Genomic DNA, 19,286 nt, shown 5'->3' with positions numbered 1-19,286 from the left:
CTATCAAATTTTTGTAAAACAAAATGAAATCATTGCCTGAAAGGTTGATGTTGCTGATCACTCATCCAATCTTTAATCCAAAAAAAACAGGCACAGAATGACTTCTGGCCTGTTTCTTGTCCCTGCCTACGCTGGAATTAACGTCCACCATTACGAAACCGCTGCGTGTACGCCTTCGCGTCTTGAACGGTCTTGACACGATTGCGACTCCACTCAAGCAGAATTCGATCGATATACCTGAAATGTACTTTGCCTGCAAAAACCGCTTCCTTCAGAGCCATTAGAATTAATTCCTCTTGATAACGGTCCTGATCCAACCAGCCGGATATCGTCTCGCACTCCATTGGAGAGAGCGGACGTCCAAATTCTTTTTCAAAGATGGAGAACATGTTCCGTTCTTCCTCTTCTTTTTGAACACTGTTCGAATCTTGACGTGCTGTATTGTTACTCTGCTGCTCCGCACGGAATGCGGCTACTTCTTCAGCAGTGCACTTTGCAAGCTTGGCATATAATCCATGTAAATCATATCGCTCGTACTGGATGTCCCGTTCTTCGTCACGGTGCTCGTCAATAGCAATATACCCATCCCTCATCAGACGTTGCAACATTCTGGCAATGCCTTCAGGTGCAAGTCCCATGCGCGCCGCAAGCTCTTCAAGCGTGGGAAACTCATTGAACTCTGCCTGACGGAACCCTAGCAGTTGAATCAGAAGAAGCACTTCTGCATCTGATAGACCAAGCTGGTGATAAAAACGTAACAAGGCATACGGCAGATGGGCTGTACCCGAAGTCATGCCATAAGCTGCTCCATCCAACCAAGCTTTGGATGTGGTGTCTTCCATAGACGCTCCTCGGTTAAACATTAAGGGTACAGACGATAGAGCATACGTGGGAATGCGATTGTTTCACGTACATGATCCAATCCACAGATCCATGCTACCGTCCGCTCCAATCCCAGACCGAAACCGGAGTGAGGAACCGATCCGTATTTACGCAAATCCAGATACCATTGGTAAGCTTCATCCGAGAGATTGTGCTCCTCAAAACGTTGTTGCATCAATTCCGGATCATCGATACGCTGCGAACCGCCAATAATCTCTCCGTAGCCTTCTGGTGCAATCATATCAGCACAGAGAACAACTTCAGGACGATTTGGATCTGGTTTCATATAGAAAGCCTTGATTCCAGCAGGGTAATGCGTGATAAAGACAGGTGTATTGTACTTCTCAGCAATAGCTGTTTCGTGTGGTGCACCAAAGTCTTCTCCCCAAGGAATATCAAAGCCTTGTCCATGCAGGAATTCAATCGCTTCATCATACGTAATACGCGGGAATGGCGCTACGATGCCTTCGAGTTTGGATACGTCACGACCGATAGATTCCAGTTCTGCACGGCAGTTTTTAACCACGGATTGAACGACATGAGCGATAAATTTCTCTTGTACGCGCAGACTTTCCTCGTGATCTACAAATGCCATTTCCGGCTCAATCATCCAGAACTCAATCAAGTGACGACGTGTTTTGGACTTCTCTGCGCGGAATGTTGGACCAAAGGAATATACTTTGCCCAGCGCCATGGCTGCGGCTTCCATATACAATTGACCACTTTGTGTCAGATAAGCATCTTCATCAAAGTATTTGATGTGGAACAGGTTCGTTGTTCCTTCAGCAGACGATGGTGTCAAAATCGGAGGATCAACTTGTGTGAATCCGTTACCATCAAAGAACTGCTGAACAGCGCGAATAATCTCTGCCCGAATCACCATAACAGCACGTTGCTTCGTAGAACGAAGCCACAGATGACGATGGTCCATCAAGAAATCAACACCATGCTCTTTAGGCGTGATTGGATAGTTTTCAGTCAGGTGAATGATTTCAACCCCTGTAACAGTCATCTCGTAACCGGACGCACTGCGAGGTTCTTCACGAATAATACCTGTAACATACAAAGAGCTTTCTTGAGTCAGGCTCTTGGCATTGTTCCAGATCTCTTCACTAACTTCACTTTTCACAACAACCCCTTGGATATATCCGGTTCCATCACGTAGCTGCAAAAACTGAATTTTACCGCTGGAACGTTTGTTGTTAATCCAGGCACCGATTGTTACGGTTTCGCCCACATGCTCGTTCACATTACGAATTACACAATTCGTATTCATGCCCATATCTCCCCTTGGTTCCTGAATTTGAAAATGCAGCGGGCAGGCTTATGCCTGTCCCCTGCACTTCCTTGTCATTCTATATTTACTTTACAGTTAGATTACTGAGAATTCAATACGATTCGGTGTGTATCACGTGCAATTACCAATTCTTCGTTAGTTGGCACAACGAGAACTTCCACTTTGGAATTCGCTGTTGTGATCCGGCGTGGTTCGCCAGAACGAATGGCATTCAACGCTTCATCCAGTTCAACGCCCAGATAAGTGAGCTGCTCACATACTTTTTGACGAAGTACAACGGAGTTCTCACCTACACCAGCCGTAAAGACGATCACGTCTACACCGTTCATTGCAGCTGCATATGAGCCGATGTATTTACGCAGACGGTACTCGTACATTTCAAAAGCAAGCGTGGAGTTGGCATCGCCATTCTCCATACCTTCCGTAATCTCACGCATGTCACTGCTGATTCCGGAGATCGCAAGCAATCCACTGTGTTTGTTCAACATGGAGTTCACTTCGCTTACGCTCAGTTCTTCCTTGTTCATTACATAAGGTACGATGGCTGGGTCAAGGTCACCAGAACGCGTTCCCATCATCAATCCTTCAAGCGGAGTCATACCCATCGAAGTATCAACGGATACGCCACCTTTAACTGCTGTTACACTACCGCCGTTACCGACGTGACAAGTGATAATTTTCAGATCTTCCACTGGACGATCCAGATATTCAGCAGCTGCCTTGCTTACGAAATCATGGGATGTACCATGTGCGCCGTAGCGACGTACTTTATATTTTTTGTAAAGTACACGCGGAATAGCATACAGATATGCTTTTTCCGGCATCGTTTGATGGAACGCCGTATCGAAGACCATTACCTGTGGCACACCAGGCATATTTAATTCAGCCGCACGAATACCCATCATTGCTGCAGGGTTATGAAGTGGAGCCAAGTCGAACAAACGACGAATTTCAGCTTTGGCAGCATCATCTACCAATGCAGATTCTTTAAATGCTTCACCACCGTGAACAACACGGTGTCCAACAGCTTGAATTTCACTTACAGAATCCAGTACACCATTTTCTTTGTGAGTCAAAATATCAATGACTTTACGGATCGCTGTTGTATGCTCCAGAATCTCACTAACTTCTGTAACATCCTCACGGCCTGTCGGTTTGTGTGTCAGGATGGAGGAATCCATTCCGATCCGTTCTACCAAACCTTTAGCCAGTACAGATTCGTCAGTCATATTATACAGTTGATATTTGAGCGAGGAACTCCCCGCATTAATTACGAGTACTTTCACAGTCGGTCACCATCCTTGTCGTACTTGAAGAATCCTTCGCCTGTTTTGGCACCCAGGTGTCCTGCACGCACCATTTTCTTCAGGACTGTAGAAGGACGATATTTCAATTCTCCGAATTCACGGAACATTCTTTCGAGTGCAGCTTCAACAGAATCCAATCCGAAACGGTCAGCCATTTCGAGTGGTCCATGTTGGAAGTTGTATCCGATACGCATTGCATCATCGATATCTTCAGCAGATGCAACACCTTCTTGCAATACATGCAACGCTTCGTTAATCAGCAGGCAGATCAGACGGGAAGTTACGAATCCAGGGGATTCATAAATCATGACTCCTTTTTTGTCCGCTACTTCTTCAACAAAACGTCTGGTCTCTTCGAATGTTGTATCCGAAGTTTTCAGTCCACGAATAATCTCTACAAGATCAACCCGGGATACCGGGTGAATAAAGTGCATACCAATAACACGCTCTGGGTATTTGGTCGAGCTTGCAAGCTCGGTCAAACTCAGCGTGGATGTATTACTTGCCAGAATGACATTGCTTGGACAAACTTGGTCCAGTTGGCTGAATACTGCTTTTTTCGCATCCAGATCCTCTGAAATTGTCTCAATGACCATGTCGCAAGTTCCAAGTTCAGCTAAATGAGCTACCTTGGTAATACGGGAAAGAATCAATTTCTTCTCCGCTTTTGTAATCGCCCATTTCTCCAGTTGTTTATCCAGATTGGTTTCGATCATGTCATATGCATGATCCAGCTTTTGTGTTGTATGCTCCACGAGAAGCACATCAAGTCCTTTGGCTGCGAGCATCTGGGAAATACCTTGTCCCATCGTACCGCCGCCGACAACTCCTATTTTTTTGAAAAACATGGTTCTGCTCCATCCTTTCGGTTCTCTATTTCTCTATTGTACCCTGTTCGCCGAAAATTACAAATTTCGACCCAACATATAATAATATCTTAGCACGAGTGAAATGTAAAAAAAAATAACCAGCATAAATAAATTATGCTGGTAGAAGGGCACTGTCACGAAATTGACAACGAAATTGCTCGCCAGACAAAACTTCCTCACGAATCAAGATGTCGAGTGAATTGTCGAAAATTGTCCGTTGTTCTTCAAGCAACCGCTTTGTCTGTTCCATCAGTTCTTGCAGAATTAATTTATTCTCTCGCATCAGTTCCTCGGTTGTGACCATATCCATGTTCACAATCCCAAGTGAAGTCAACCCCGAAGCCATCATCGTCTGTACAACATTGGTGGCCTGATCAAAGTCATTGCGTGAACCTGTGGAACGACCACCGTAGTACATTTCCTCCGCAGCTGCTCCTCCGAGTGCAATCATGATCTGCTCTTCCAGAAAGCGCTTCGTATAGAGGAACTGTTCCTGTTGCGGGTTATGACGTACATATCCCAGTGCCTGACCACGCGGACTAAGTGCCACCTGGCTAACACTGCCTGGACGAACGAGTTCAGCCATAATGGCATGTCCCAACTCATGAATGGCGACCCTTTTCTTCTCTTCCACGCTCGACTCACGGTCTGTCTTCTCACCCATCATGACTTTATCAATAGCCAGGGATAAATGCCGCTGTTCGATGTTTAACAGCCCGTCTCTCATGGCGTATATTGCTGCTTCGTTCATCACACTTTCGAGCTGTGCACCGGAGAAACCATATGATTCTTCCGCTGTTTTCTCCAGATTAACTTCCTTCAACAGAGGTTTGTTCACCGCATGCAGTTCCAGAATATGCTTTCTGCCCTTTTTGTCAGGCAAGTCCACTTGAATGTGGCGGTCAAAACGTCCCGGTCGCGTCAGGGCGCTATCCAGCATCTCTTTACGGTTCGTTGCAGCGATAACAAGAATTCTTGGCGTATCAGAAGAATAGATTCCATCCATTTCCGTCAGGAGCTGATTCAGGGTCTGATCGTATTCACGCTGTTGACCACCCTCACGTTTCCCCCCGATGACATCGATTTCATCGATAAAGATAATAGCGTTTTCCTTATTTTCCTTGGTGGCACGGGTTCTCGCGTCCTTGAACAAATCCCGAATTCTGCTGGCACCCACACCAACATACATTTCCACGAACTCACTACCCGATGCTGCTACAAAAATAGAATCGGTGTAATGGGCAGCAGCCTTGGCCATCAACGTTTTCCCTGTCCCTGGAGGGCCCGTCAGCAAGATCCCTTTTAACGGGCGAATCCCGAACTTCCGAATTTCTTCATGTTTGATGAGAAAATCAAGCGCTTCACGCAATTCCTGCTTGGCACTGTCCTGTCCGCCAATTTCTTCAAAAGTAAGCTTGGAAGGTCCTTTTTTCTTCCGTTTACGTTCCTGTGCAGCGCCTACTGTAATCCCGCCACGCATTTGCATCATGAACAGCAAAGCTCCGACAAGCACTGCTGCAATCAGGATCGGAACAATATTAACACCAGTAAAAGCAAGGAAAATAATCAATACGGGAAAAAATCCGATGGCAACTTCTTTTGTCCACTTAGGCATTAGGCCACACTCCTATCTGACCGGGCACACGCGGCAGAATAATAAACTTGCTGGCATCTCCGTCTCTGAGACTGACATATACATTGTTGTCATCCATCGCTGTATTTACCTTAATTCCATTCGTCGCCATCTTTGACAACGTTGGTGTAATCTCGGTATATTGCTTGTTCTCCATCGCCTGAGCTACGGTGAACATCGCATCACCCCACCAACTTTCCAGTGCTTCACTGGAATGATCCACAACATCCAACTTTAGTGAGCGTGTTCCAATCAGGGTCTGTCCTTCTTTGTGAATATATTGTACCAGTCTGCCCAAATCAACATCAGGTTGCAGATCCAGTTTCAATTGTACGTCATTGCGGTTAATAGTTAATTGAACGTCATTGACTCCATCGTACTGGGTAACCATCTTTTCAATCGGATTCTGCACGGCCACTTGACGATATACAAACCAACCTCCAAACAACACAACGGCTGAAATGACGGCAGTTATAGCAATAGGCAATACTTTTAGCTTCAAGTGAATTACCCCTCCCAGATTTTGGCCCAACCTACTGGCTTATTGGTATATACGAATATGTGTACATTGACTCCTGCGAGAATTTCGACAGGATTATTTGTTTTTGAATGTAACTTTGAGTACATATCTGAGTATATCACATCGTATATACAATTTCGAAGGCGAAAATATGAATAAATTATTAATTTTAACTATTTAAATCAAATATATTTACAAGCAACACAAAGAACCGGTTCAGTCGGATATCCGTCTGCCGGTTCTTTCATTTCTTTAATTCTCTAGTTATGTCACTCTATTTGTTCTAGCTGTTCGGGAGTGTGTAGACCAAGTCCACCTGTTCTCCGTTGCTAAAACGATAAAAGCGATAGTGGTTATGCGTACCGTCTTTATAATACACTTGCCACACATATATTCCATTCACAACTCCAGGCATGATTCGTTTAATCTCACCGGCAGGAACTTCAGAACTGAAGCGATTGCGTATCTGTGCTTCGGACATACCATTCTGCAGCAGCTCACTGTGTACAGCGTTTGCACCCTTAACCGGTTGATTGTTTGCATCGAATTTAACCCAGACCATAACATCCTGGTTATCCTTGTTTTTGCCGATCAGGGTCCAGTAGATGTTGTCAGAGCCTTCTTTGTCTCCCCAGATGTACTTGCGCAATTCATCATAGGATGTAATGCCCAGTTGCTCCTGTGCTGCTTGTATGGCGAGCGCTTCTTCCTTGCGTTGGTCCTGCGTGACATGGACGTAATAACGCTGAAGTCCAAACAGAATCAGAACCAGTGCAAGCAGCGAAATCCATATCCACTTCTTTTTTTTCTTCAAAAGCCGAACTTCCTTTCCCTATGATGCTGTCCTGCAATTAACGAGCAAGCAGACCATCAAATGCCAATTGAGACTCACACAAAATGCGTTCTTCATCCAGCGTCAGGCATTCGCCATGTTTCACCACTTGTTTCCCATCCACCCATACGTGCTCAACATCCTTGGCAGAAGCCGAGTAGATTGTATGTGAGATCAGGTCTGTATGTGGATAGAAATGTGCCTGTTCAATGTCCAAGGCGATAAAGTCAGCCTTCATGCCGACCTGGAGTGCTCCGGTATTGTTCAAGAAGATAGATTTGGCACCGTATGACGTTCCGAGTAGTAACGCTTCGCCTGCTGGCACTGCCGTCGGGTCACCAGATACACCTTTGTGGATCAATGCAGCCAGTCTCATTTCCTCGAACATATCCAGGTTGTTGTTGCTTGCCGGTCCGTCTGTTCCGAGTGACACGGTAACTCCTGCTTTCAGCAACGCAGGTACCCGCGCAACACCGGAAGCGAGTTTCAGGTTACTTCCCGGGTTATGGGATACAGCCACATCATGACGGGCCAGAATCTCAATCTCTTCATCATTCAGATGCACCGCATGTGCAACCAGGGATGGACGAGAGAAAAAGCCCAGTTTCTCCAGATGTGCCACAGGACGCAGTCCATAATCAGCCACGTTCTGCTCGACTTCACGAAGCGTTTCCGACATATGTGTATGAAGGGGAAGGTTTAGGTCGTTCGCGACCTGCACAAGCTTCTCTATGTAGTCAGGAGGGCATGTATATGGTGCATGTGGCGAGATTACGGTTGTAATGCGACCATCTGCCTGTCCATTCCACTCACGCGCAAACGCAGCCGACTCCTCCAGCTTCCGCAATTGTTCTTCTTCCGAGCACAACCCGATTACACCACGTGCCAGTGCTGCTCTAACGCCGGATTGCTCCACAACTTTGGCAACTTGATCCATGTGATCGTACATGTCCAGGAAAGCTGTAGTTCCGCCTTTCAACATTTCAAGCACCGATAGCGAAGTTCCCCAATATACGTCTTCTGAAGTCATTTTCGCTTCCATCGGCCACATTTTTTCCTGCAACCATACTTGCAATGCAAGATCGTCTCCGTGCCCTCTGAGCAACGACATCGCTGCATGACCATGCGTATTGATCAGACCCGGCAGGAAGAACAGTCCTTTTCCATCCACTTTGGTACAATTTTTGTCTTCATCCGGCAATGTCTCACCAATATGCACAATCTTGTCATTCTCAACAACCATGTATCCGTGGACCACGTTCCATGTTGTGCCGCCTTCATTAACGGCAAATTTGCCGTTGTGAATTACCCATCTATTTGTTGTCATCTTCCTCGTCGTCCTTTCCAGTCTCCAAGTAATAGGCCAAACTAAGCAGATCCGTTGTAAAGTCAGCATGGTGAATGCGGATATGCGGCGGTGTTTTTAGAATGGTTGGTGCAAAATTAAGGATCGCTTCAATTCCTGATTCAATAAGCTGATCGGCTACATTTTGGGCTTCCGTATCCGGAACCGTGATAATTCCGATGCGAATGTTTTCCGTTTTAACCGCTTCCGTCAATTCATCCATTGGTTTTACCGTCAAACTGTTGATTTGACTACCAATCTTCGGTCCATATGCATCAAATACAGCAACAATCTTCATGTTGTCTTTCAGATACGCGTTATAGTTGGACAAGGCCTGTCCGAGATTACCCGCGCCTACCAGAGCTACATTAATTTGCTGATCGATTTTGAGAATGTGACGAATTTTCTCGATCAAATAGGATACATCATACCCGATCCCTTTACGACCAAAATCACCGAAGTAAGCCAGGTCTTTACGAATTTGGGCCGGATTCAGATCCAGCCTCTGTCCAAGCTCTTGAGAAGAAACAGTAGCCACCTCACGCTGATGCAACTCGTTCAAATAACGCAAGTAAACAGGCAGGCGTCGTACCACCGCTTCCGAAATTTTATCCGATTTCATTCTTGCTCCCCCTTACCAAGGCCACGATAAAATAATAGATGAAAAGATGAGCATTCTGTATAAAACTCAAAGATAAACGTGACATTTTATACAGAATGCTCCTTGTAATTTAGGTTATAAGTTCTTACGTGCAACTGCTTTAATCGGATACGGAAATATCTAATAAAGTTTAACGCCAAACGATAGTGTCATGCAATGATATAACGAACAAAACAACCATTATTTTTGTTCATTAGCAGGTTTTTCCAACCACTCGGTAATTCGTGGAACCATTTGCTCCGTGAGCATGTGCTCCATTTTGGGACCAGGTAATGAGTACAAAAAGAATTTACCATAATACGCTTCAATCACCCGTGTATCATAAACAATGACAATTCCTCTGTCCTTCGCTGTACGCACCAACCGGCCAAATCCCTGCTTGAAACGAATGACCGCTTGCGGCACGGACAGTTTCATGAATGGATTTTTCTTCTGTTCCTGAAGCAACTCACTCTTGGCTTCCACCAACGGATGATTCGGTGGCTGGAAAGGCAGTCGCACAATAGCGAGACAGGTTAGCGCCTCTCCCGGGATATCTACACCCTCCCAGAAGCTGCTTGTACCCAGAAGTACCGTAGCTTTGGCATCTTGGAACCTGCGAGTCAGCTTGGAGCGGCTTCCACTGTCAACGCCTTGCCCAAGCAACGAGATGTCGTTACCAGATAGCGCCTCCTTCAGCGGATCATAGACCTGTCGCAACATCTTGTATGAAGTAAACAGAACCATCATGCGTCCACGCGTGGCAATTGCCGTCTCTGCAAGTGATTGCACCAGCATATTAACAAAGTGCGCATCACCCACACTACCCTTCACACTCGGGAAATCACGCGGAATCACCAGAAGTGCCTGATCGCGATAGTTGAAAGGTGATGGCAGCATCGACGTTAACAACCGATTATTCTCGGAAGCTTCCTGCAAGCCAAGCTGTTCAATCATGAACTGGAATGATTTATCTACCGAAAGCGTAGCCGATGTAAGCACAACACTTTTCTTTTTATCAAAAAATAAATCCTTAAGTTGTGCACTGACATCTACAGGTACAGCATACAGCTGGAGAGATTTGCTGCGGAATTGACCGCTGGCTTCCATCCAGTACACCGTTTTGGCATCATCCATACGCATGAAGAAACGCAGATTCTCCTTCAATGTGGTCAGATCTTTCAGCAATCCTGTAATGTCCGTAATCAGACTATCCGATTGATAATCATCCTGATCCTCTTTCACTTCAAGCAGCAATTTGTCCCCTTTGCGAACCAAATCGCCCAGAGTCACATAGATCTGGTTCTCCAGATCCTGCAACTCCTGCCATTTTGCAGGTTTCTGAGAAGCTTTCAGACGCAGGGAAAATTGCCCCGTCTCTCCCGGTGAAGCATCACTTCGTTCAGGCAACAGACCGAACAAGGCATCACTCATACGATCCCACAGCTCCTTAACTTCAAGAGCGAGCGGGAACATCTGATCCACCATGGAGCCCCATTGCACCGAATTTTCATGCCCGGATAACTGCGAACGAAGCATAGGCAGCTGTCCATTACGACTGTCTTTAAACAGGCGGGTCAGTGTATGAACCAAGGTGAAATATTTCATATGCATTCCAAGATGTTTACCAGCGACATCCTCCAGATGATGTGCTTCATCGATCACAAGACTCTCATAGGCTGGCAGCAGCTGATGCGCGGCTTTCACATCCGTAAATAATTTGGAGTGATTGGTGATTACAATATCAGACAACCCGGCCTCATGTTTGGCACGATGGTAGAAACATTTGCGGAACCATGGACATGATCTTCCCAGACAAGACTCAGATTCGCTCTGTACCGTCTCCCAGAAGTCCCCTCCGCGTCCGCTAAGGTTAAGTTCCTCATCATCTCCGGTTTCGGTCTGCGTAAGCCAGACAATCATCTGAGCAGCTGTGAAATAATCCTCTTTAGGTGTGGCGAATTCACGTTTATTGATTTTGTGTTCAAATTTGCGCAGGCACAGGTAATGTCCACGTCCTTTGAATACAGCAGCCTTAAACGGGAACGGAACCACTTGAGTCAGCATCGGAATGTCCCGCTCTCTCAATTGCTCCTGCAGGTTGATTGTATGCGTGCTGACCATAACTTTCTGTTCTTGCTTCACACTTTCGTAAATAGCAGGCAAGAGATAACCCAGAGATTTACCAGTGCCTGTTCCTGCTTCGATCAAGAGATGTTTCTCTTCATCCAGGGCTTGCCTTACACTGCTGAACATCTGAGTCTGCGCTTCACGCTCTTCGTAATGATCCAGCGTATCCTTCAGGTTCTCCCGAACCTGGTCCATAAACTGTTCGAAGCTTACACCATCGAGGGGGTTAGCCTCCCGCTCATCGCGTGGTGCACCTATATCAGTCCAATCACTTACATTAAGAGCAAGCTGACGATAATAGGTATGTCCGTCCAGATCCTGAATCGGCTCTGCTTCCTTCTCACTGCGCATTCCGTCCAAAAACCAACCCAAGTCACTGTCTTCTGGTGCAAACAGATCACTGAGGCGCTGAATCGTTATGAGCGGTAATTCCTTTAACTCATCCAGACATTTGAGCAGCACATAGGCTGTCGCCAGTGCATCACTGTCTGCCTGGTGAGGGCGATCATGTTGAAATCCAAATTCGGAAGACACATAACCAAGTTGATAAGAACCCAGTGATGGGAATGTAATCTTCAGAAAATCAATCGTGTCCAGAATGCGGCCAGTGAACGGCAAATACCCGCAACGGTCAAGAGCATTCTGCAAAAAGTGAAAATCAAAAGCGACGTTGTGTCCAACAAGCACCACATCATTAAGCAGCGGAACCATCTCCATCATCATCTCTTCGAGTGAAGGAGCGTCCGCCACATCTTCATCGGTAATACCCGTCAATCCCGAAATAAACGGGGGAATCGGTACACCAGGGTTCACATAAGAACTATATATTTGAGTTATGCTGTAGTCATGATCTATGATGGCAAGTCCGGCCTGTATAATCTCACCGTCGGACTGCGTGCCGGTTGTTTCGAAATCCAATACGGCAAATTTCATTGCAATGTACGGTCCCTTCCATTCCAGTCTATGTTACAGCATAGCAAAAAAAAGGGGATTTGAAAATTAACTGACAAAAAAGCGGTGTCCCCGCCGCTATGCCAAAGGAGGGAACACCGTTTTTTGTCGCCGAATTCCCGCTTAATGAAGGGTCGTCAGCTGATTAGCATATTGCAATTTTCCCCTGTTCAACCTGCAAGCTTCCATGTTGTACAGTGGTTCGGTCAATGTCGGGTCATACTGAAGGGCCTGTGCAAAGAGAGAGCATGCAGCTTCGGGATTCGCAAGCTTGGCTTGAATACAGCCCAGGGCGTTACATACAAGCCCTTTTAATCGAGGAGAACCCTTAAGGTACATGATCTGCTGCAAATGTGTCCCGGCTTCCGCCATTTGTTCCAGATTCAGATACGCGAGCGCCAGGTAAAAACGTGTCAATGCACTCTCCGGATGGTCGGTCACAACCCGGGAGAACTGCATGATCGCCTGCGGATACATCTGTAATTTGAAATAGCCCTGACCTCGACTGAAACATTCCAGATGGAGTTCAGGCAGAGCAGTAACAGCTTCCTGTTCCGGTTCAAGGGAAGTAGGCTTATCCATCTCCCGCTCCCTCACCTGGCTCATCTTTTCTTCAAACATCAGCCATTCATCCAGCATTCCGTCACTCATCCGCTTAAGCAAATTCCACTTTTGCAGCAATTCCTGTTTGTTCAGGCCTTCAGCGGAAGGATAGCTCTTGATAATTTCATCTAACATGTCGTTCATTTCTGCGAAAACATGCTGGAACATCGATGCATCCCCACCCTTGAAAAAATGGATTAGTGCAGTGACCTGTACTCATTTTTTGCTTCAAGGGCCGATTTCATTCTCCTTACCAGTCGATTACATAATTGTTGCGTGGACTTCCTGTTTCATCGTTTGTACAGGTTTATTCTGTCCATCTACAAACACAACGGTTGGTTTGTGAGTATTTGCCTCTTCTTGCGACATCATGGCGTAAGAAATGATAATGACGTTATCTCCAGGCTGCACCAGACGTGCAGCTGCGCCGTTAAGACATATGACCCCGCTTCCGCGTGGTCCTGGAATCACATAAGTTTCCAGACGTGCACCATTGTTGTTGTTCACGATTTGCACTTTTTCGTTTTCCATCAAGTCGGATGTTTCCATCAAATCTTCATCTATGGTAATGCTACCCACATAGTTCAAGTTGGCTTCCGTTACAGTAGCCCGGTGAATTTTGGATTTCATCAGTGTTCTAAACATGGGACAGTACCTCCGATTTTTGCAACCTTATATTGTCAATCAATCTTGTTTTTCCGAATTTCACCGCAAGTGCAATGAGCAGATCATCACGTCCTTGAACTTCTTCCTGATCTGCGAGCGGCTCCAGGCTTGGAAAAGCCTGAATCTCGGCGTAGTCGATAACCGCAAGTGGTGAGGTTGCAATCTGCTCGTGCAGAATACGACGGATATCTGCGGCGTTTATAGCTGCACCTGTATCTGCGGCTTCCTGAGCTGCACGCAGTGCCTTCGACAGAACCAACGCCTGTGTACGCTGTTCAGCGCTAAGATAGACATTTCGTGAGCTGAGGGCAAGCCCATCCTCTTCGCGAACAATTGGACAGGGTACAATTTCTACAGACATATTCAAATCATTCACCATCTGTTGAATGACCGCAACCTGCTGAGCGTCTTTCATACCAAAAAATGCACGCTGTGGCTGTACGATGTTGAAGAGCTTGGAGACTACAGTTGTTACCCCATCAAAATGACCCGGACGGGAAGCACCACATAAGCGATCCGTCAGTTTTGAGACAGATACCGTCGTTTGCGTTGCCTGTGGATACATCTCTTCCACAGAGGGAATAAATACGATATCCACTCCTTGTGAGCGTGCTGTTTCCACATCTCTGGCTTCATCCCGCGGATAGCTGTCAAAATCTTCATTAGGGCCAAATTGAATCGGATTAACAAATATGCTTAATACCACGATATCGCTCTGTTGTCTGGCTGCCTGCATCAAGCTTGCATGACCTTGATGAAGATAACCCATTGTTGGTACCAGACCTACAACGGATGTATTGGACCTAATCGCTTGACGCTTCAAGCTTAGTTCCTGTCTTAACTCTGCGATTGTCCGTAATACTTTCATGAGTTACTCCCCACCTTTTCCTTGCGTTGTCCGCCGTACAGTTGATCCAAAACACCATCCGCAGCATTAAATACATGCTCTTCGGCCGGGAACGAACGATCTTTCACTTCTTTCACGTATGCTTCGATGCTGGTTCTGATTAATGTACCCACATCTCCATAGGTTTTGACAAAACGTTTGGGCGTATACGGAGAAGCGTATTGAACCACATCATGGAATACCAGTACCTGACCATCACAGCCTCGTCCTGCTCCAATTCCTATGGTAGGGATGGATAGTTCCTCCGAGATCGCCCGTGCAACTTCTTCCGTAACCAGTTCAAGCACAATACCGAACGCACCAGCAGCTTCCAAGGCCTTGGCTTCGTCCATCAGACGTTTCGCATCCGCTGCATCCTTGCCCTGAATGCGGTAACCACCAATCTGATTAACCGATTGAGGTGTCAGTCCGATATGTCCAAGAACCGGCACGCCTGCTTGCACGACTGCTCTGACGGTGTCCGCTATCTCAACTCCGCCTTCCATTTTAACCGCATGGGCATGCCCCTCTTGCATCAGTCGACGTACACCCTTAAGCGTCTCATCCACGCTGCCATGATACGTCATAAAAGGCATATCAGCCACAATAAATGTCTTCTCAGCACCGCGCACAACGGAACGTGTGTGGTACACCATGTCGTCGATGGTCACAGGAAGCGTCGAATTATAACCCAGTACTACATTGCCAAGTGAATCGCCAACCAGGATCAGATCGATACCTGCTTCCTCTGCTAGGAGTGCTGTTGGATAATCGTAAGCCGTGATCATGGTAAGCGGCACGCCATCCTGCTTATATTTTTTCATTTTCACAATATTCAATGCTTGTTTGTTCGCCATTTTCTCTCATGGCTCCTTTCTTCTTTTCAAATAAACGCAACAAAAAAACCTTTTAGTTTTCCACTAAAAAGTCCCGAAAAGTCAAAAAAGAGTCACTTGCGATCGTCCCTTCTGTCTCGGTCCTCTTCGGCTCAGAGCAGAATCCAACAACTCACTTAAACGTATTTCATTCTTGCACTGCGGTCTGCTTATATAAAACACATCAAAGCAGAACAAAGGTTACTGTTACGGGAGTGCAATTCGGTCTGCATTAGCCGATATCGCCTCACGAACACAGTATACCAAAGTTCTGCTCAAACTTCACGTCTTATGTTCATTTTACCAGTGAAAATTCGACAAATTGTTTATGATTTCCAGGAAATCTCACCAGAGATGATTAGTGTATGTTCTCCATCGTGCTTCTCCACGATAAGTGCTCCAGAAGGGTCAAGACCGATTGCCTTCCCTTCAATGACACCATGAGGATTCGTCACTGTAATCTCTCGATTCATCGATACGGACAGGGCCTCCCATAGGGCTGAGATTACGCCAAATCCTTCTTTTTGATACAAAAAATATAACTGTTCAAGCTCCGTCAGAATGGCAGCCGTTAGTTTGGTGCGATCTACGGATTGCCCCGTCTCCATCTTGAGTGAAGTAGCTATCGTTGTCAGATCTCCCGGATAATCCTCGGGATCAAAATTCACGTCAACGCCTATACCTGCAATACAGTACCTGACTTCATGATCTTCCACCGTGGATTCAAGCAATATGCCACATACCTTGCGTCCATCAATCAACAGATCATTGGGCCATTTGATGCCTGCATCAGCTCCTGAACAAGCTCGAACGGCACGACATACAGCCACACCTGTTAATAAAGTTAGCTGCGGCGTGTGCTGAAGTGGTAGATCAGGGCGTAACAGAACACTCATCCAGATTCCTTTACCTGGAGGAGAGAACCACTGTCGACCGAAACGTCCTCTTCCTCCTGTTTGTTCTTCCGCAATGACCACAGCACCTTCTGCCTGCCCTTGCTCAGCTAGCTTGAGAACATCCCCTTGCGTAGACAGGGTCGAGGCCAACAAAACAGCCTTACGGCCAAATACGGTTGTATCCAGTGCCAATTGGAGGCCAGTAGCATCAATGCTATCCGGCTTCGTTACCAGACGGTATCCTTTGCGGGATACAGCTTCAAACTCATACCCCATGTCTCGCAACTTGTTCACATGTTTCCACACAGCGGTCCGACTGATGGACAGATTACGGCTAATCTCTTCACCCGATACGAATCGTCCTTCTGCATTTAATAACATATGTAACAGATCTTCATGTTTGGTCATCTTGAACCACCCGCTTCACTTCTGCACTTAGTGCTTCATGCTGATTCGCTATCGTTCCAATCGCTGTTTCTCGTAACAAATGTTTCATCAGTTGCCCCAGCCAAGGCCCGCCTTTGCGCTGCACCATTTGTAACACTTGTTCCCCTGTGATATCCAGCTCTTTCAAGTCATGCACAGAAATCGATTGACTCCATTCGGCTGCAAGCTCTTGAACCAAAACAACCTGCATTTCTGCCTGTTCGGATTGATTCCGCCATCCTGCTGGCAGTGTAGACTGTATTCTAAGCCAATCATCTGCCGCCTGAACACCACAAGCCAGAACAGTAACAATCCAATCGGAACGGAGACTGACCGTATCCTTCTGCTCCTGAACGGAAGTATGAATCAACTGCTCCACCTGAAGGACCCCTGTTATACGAGAACGATGTTCATTGGAGAATGTCCACTGACGTAATAATACGTCTGCTTCGTCCTTGCTATAACCGCCAGCAATCAGAATAAGTGACCAACGGAGCAACACATGCTCACCTGACAGCTGTTCCAGATTGGATAACAACATCTTGTTGAATCGGGCCGAGCTTATCGGCGCTTTGATATGCGCAAGCGCATTACTTCTGTATAGCAGTTCCAACCCTCTTAATGGATGCGGTCCCGACATCATTTTTACCATCTCGGTCCGTACCCGTTCCATCGCTATATGTTGAAGCAGGTCCTTCTGCCTTACAAGACCCTTCCACGTATTATGAGCAATTTTGAAATCGAATACCGATGCAAACCGGACACAGCGGAGCATCCGCAGTGCATCTTCACCAAATCGTTCCATCGCAGAACCTACACATCTGACTCGCTCTTCCTTGATATCTGCCTGTCCACCGAATGGGTCAACGATTGTCCCAGTGACGTCCATAGCAAGAGCGTTCATCGTGAAGTCGCGCCGCTGTAAATCTTCCTTGATATCCTGAACAAATTGAACTGCAGCAGGTCTGCGATTATCCTGATATTCGGATTCTGTTCGAAATGTGGTCACTTCAAAGTAATAACCGCCTGAACGAACGGTAACCGTACCATGCTGCAAACCTGTAGGAATACAATCGTCAAACCGTTCCATGACTTGCTGAGGAGAAGCAGATGTCGTGATATCCATATCGTCTACAACTCGTTCCAGCAATTCGTCACGAACGCAACCACCTACCCAATATGCCTTGTAGCCATGTTTGTTTAATGTTGTGAGTACATTCTCACTTTGCATTGCCATTTGACGATCAACCTGTGTCCATTGAACCACCACATATCACCTCTTCTCTTGCCTGTTGTGGTATGCACAGTATGATTTCGTCTAAGAAATGATTAACCGCAAATCGGCTTCAGATTCGGAACTTCCCTTCCCAACACCCGGTAATATATCTGTTCATATTCATGCCGAATAGCATCATTGCAAAAGTCGTGATGCGCGCGCTGAAGACATGCTTCCCTGAACTCCGCAGCCAAACGATCATCCGTCAATAAACGGATGGTGTTCTCGGCCATGGATTGTGTATCCCCGATCGCGGATAAGAATCCCGTCTTACCATGTAAGACCAGTTCCGGAATTCCTCCGGCCTGTGAACCGATCGTAGGTACGCCACAAGCCATTGCTTCAAGCGCCACAAGTCCGAAACTTTCCTTCTCCGATGGAAGCATCAACACGTCAGCCATGGAAATGACCTGAGCAATGTCATCCTGTTTGCCAAGGAAATGAACTTTATCATTCAAGCCGAGATCATTAATCTTCCATTGCATCTTGGGCAAATCAGGTCCTTCACCAACAAATAACAGTTTGGCAGGAACCTGCTCCTGTACCTGACGGAAGACCTCTACCACATCCTGAGTTCTCTTCACCGGTCGGAAATTGGAGATGTGCATTAATATTTTTTCGTCGGGCGCAGCAAAGTCTCTTCGCAGACTGGCAGCATCCCGCGGATAATATATTCGTTTGTCAATAAAATTATAGGTTAGATCGATTGGACGCTGAATATCCAGCAATTCGACCGTTTCCCGAATCAAATCTTGTGATACGGCAGTAACCGCGTCACTTTCATTAATGGCTAGACGGATCAGATCCTTAAGAGATTCATCCTGAGCCAGAACCGTAATATCCGTTCCATGTAACGTGGTAACCACTTTAAGGCCGTCCCCTACCATTTGTTTCGCAAGAAAGGCACATACTGCGTGTGGAACGGCGTAATGAACATGCAGCAGATCCAGCTGCTGTGACTTAGCCACCTGAGCCATCTTTGTTGCCAGTGACAGGTCATACGGAGGGTAACGGAAAACATAATAATCATTTACTTCAACTTCGTGATAAAAAATATTTTTCTGGAACGTACCCAGTCTGAACGGGATACTGTTGGCAATAAAATGAACCTGATGCCCCTGTTCGGCAAGTAATTTGCCCAGCTCCGTTGCGACAACGCCAGACCCGCCGAGGGACGGATAACAGGTGATGCCGATTTTTAGCTTTTTATCCATCCTGTGGACGCTCCTTTGATCTCCCGCTTCATGCAGGT

17 protein-coding genes are annotated in these 19,286 nt (G+C 46.4%); all 17 read right to left on the bottom strand.

Going from position 1 to position 19,286, the window contains the following annotated elements:
- Window positions 1–137 precede the first annotated feature (137 nt).
- The 17 genes from MHB71_RS06135 to bshA all read right to left on the bottom strand — a co-directional run bounded on the left by MHB71_RS06135 (window position 138) and on the right by bshA (window position 19,248).
- A complete protein-coding gene (locus MHB71_RS06135; RefSeq protein WP_076250018.1) occupies window positions 138–842 on the bottom strand; it encodes a DnaD domain-containing protein in 705 nt (234 codons plus the stop codon).
- A gap of 20 nt (window positions 843–862) precedes the next feature.
- Window positions 863–2,158 (bottom strand): asparagine--tRNA ligase, encoded by a 1,296-nt coding sequence (gene asnS, locus MHB71_RS06130; RefSeq protein WP_017687752.1) that lies wholly within the window; start codon window positions 2,156–2,158, stop codon window positions 863–865.
- 101 nt (window positions 2,159–2,259) lie between these two features.
- Window positions 2,260–3,465, bottom strand: a complete 1,206-nt coding sequence (locus MHB71_RS06125; RefSeq protein WP_036671987.1) for an acetate kinase — start codon at window positions 3,463–3,465, stop codon at window positions 2,260–2,262.
- Window positions 3,462–4,334, bottom strand: coding sequence for a 3-hydroxyacyl-CoA dehydrogenase NAD-binding domain-containing protein (locus tag MHB71_RS06120; RefSeq protein WP_017687750.1), 873 nt, complete (start codon window positions 4,332–4,334; stop codon window positions 3,462–3,464). The genes MHB71_RS06125 and MHB71_RS06120 overlap by 4 nt, the downstream gene beginning before the upstream one ends.
- Window positions 4,335–4,467: 133 nt before the next feature.
- Entirely contained in the window at window positions 4,468–5,970 is a 1,503-nt protein-coding gene (locus tag MHB71_RS06115; RefSeq protein ID WP_047843540.1) for an AAA family ATPase, read from the bottom strand.
- Window positions 5,963–6,490: a hypothetical protein gene (locus tag MHB71_RS06110; protein ID WP_036671991.1), complete on the bottom strand. Its 528-nt coding sequence runs from the start codon at window positions 6,488–6,490 to the stop codon at window positions 5,963–5,965. The genes MHB71_RS06115 and MHB71_RS06110 overlap by 8 nt, the downstream gene beginning before the upstream one ends.
- 301 nt (window positions 6,491–6,791) lie before the next feature.
- Window positions 6,792–7,322 (bottom strand): DUF5590 domain-containing protein, encoded by a 531-nt coding sequence (locus MHB71_RS06105; RefSeq protein ID WP_047843541.1) that lies wholly within the window; start codon window positions 7,320–7,322, stop codon window positions 6,792–6,794.
- A gap of 37 nt (window positions 7,323–7,359) precedes the next feature.
- Window positions 7,360–8,667 carry an amidohydrolase gene (locus MHB71_RS06100; RefSeq protein ID WP_340029072.1) on the bottom strand — a complete coding sequence of 436 codons (1,308 nt, stop codon included), beginning with the start codon at window positions 8,665–8,667 and terminating at the stop codon, window positions 7,360–7,362.
- Entirely contained in the window at window positions 8,654–9,307 is a 654-nt protein-coding gene (locus MHB71_RS06095; RefSeq protein ID WP_036671997.1) for a redox-sensing transcriptional repressor Rex, read from the bottom strand. The genes MHB71_RS06100 and MHB71_RS06095 overlap by 14 nt, the downstream gene beginning before the upstream one ends.
- A 219-nt stretch (window positions 9,308–9,526) precedes the next feature.
- On the bottom strand, window positions 9,527–12,388 hold the full coding sequence (gene dinG, locus MHB71_RS06090; protein ID WP_340029071.1) for an ATP-dependent DNA helicase DinG: 2,862 nt from the start codon (window positions 12,386–12,388) through the stop codon (window positions 9,527–9,529).
- 141 nt (window positions 12,389–12,529) lie between these two features.
- The gene (locus MHB71_RS06085; RefSeq protein ID WP_091017999.1) at window positions 12,530–13,177 is read right to left on the bottom strand and encodes a tetratricopeptide repeat protein; all 648 of its coding nucleotides are present in this window, start codon (window positions 13,175–13,177) and stop codon (window positions 12,530–12,532) included.
- A 93-nt stretch (window positions 13,178–13,270) separates the two neighbouring features.
- Window positions 13,271–13,654, bottom strand: coding sequence for an aspartate 1-decarboxylase (gene panD / locus MHB71_RS06080; protein ID WP_017687742.1), 384 nt, complete (start codon window positions 13,652–13,654; stop codon window positions 13,271–13,273).
- Window positions 13,647–14,543: a pantoate--beta-alanine ligase gene (gene panC / locus MHB71_RS06075; protein ID WP_091018001.1), complete on the bottom strand. Its 897-nt coding sequence runs from the start codon at window positions 14,541–14,543 to the stop codon at window positions 13,647–13,649. Before panC ends, panD begins: the two co-directional genes overlap by 8 nt.
- The gene (gene panB, locus MHB71_RS06070) at window positions 14,540–15,418 is read right to left on the bottom strand and encodes a 3-methyl-2-oxobutanoate hydroxymethyltransferase (protein ID WP_036672039.1); all 879 of its coding nucleotides are present in this window, start codon (window positions 15,416–15,418) and stop codon (window positions 14,540–14,542) included. The genes panC and panB overlap by 4 nt, the downstream gene beginning before the upstream one ends.
- A gap of 344 nt (window positions 15,419–15,762) precedes the next feature.
- Window positions 15,763–16,740, bottom strand: coding sequence for a biotin--[acetyl-CoA-carboxylase] ligase (locus tag MHB71_RS06065; RefSeq protein WP_091018004.1), 978 nt, complete (start codon window positions 16,738–16,740; stop codon window positions 15,763–15,765).
- Window positions 16,727–18,025, bottom strand: coding sequence for a CCA tRNA nucleotidyltransferase (locus MHB71_RS06060; protein WP_340029070.1), 1,299 nt, complete (start codon window positions 18,023–18,025; stop codon window positions 16,727–16,729). Before MHB71_RS06060 ends, MHB71_RS06065 begins: the two co-directional genes overlap by 14 nt.
- Window positions 18,026–18,087: 62 nt before the next feature.
- On the bottom strand, window positions 18,088–19,248 hold the full coding sequence (gene bshA / locus MHB71_RS06055; RefSeq protein ID WP_091018005.1) for an N-acetyl-alpha-D-glucosaminyl L-malate synthase BshA: 1,161 nt from the start codon (window positions 19,246–19,248) through the stop codon (window positions 18,088–18,090).
- Window positions 19,249–19,286 lie beyond the last annotated feature (38 nt).

The organism is Paenibacillus sp. FSL H7-0940, from assembly GCF_037979415.1.
GTDB classification, from domain to species: domain Bacteria; phylum Bacillota; class Bacilli; order Paenibacillales; family Paenibacillaceae; genus Paenibacillus; species Paenibacillus amylolyticus.
This window is presented reverse-complemented; position numbering and strand designations above follow the sequence as displayed.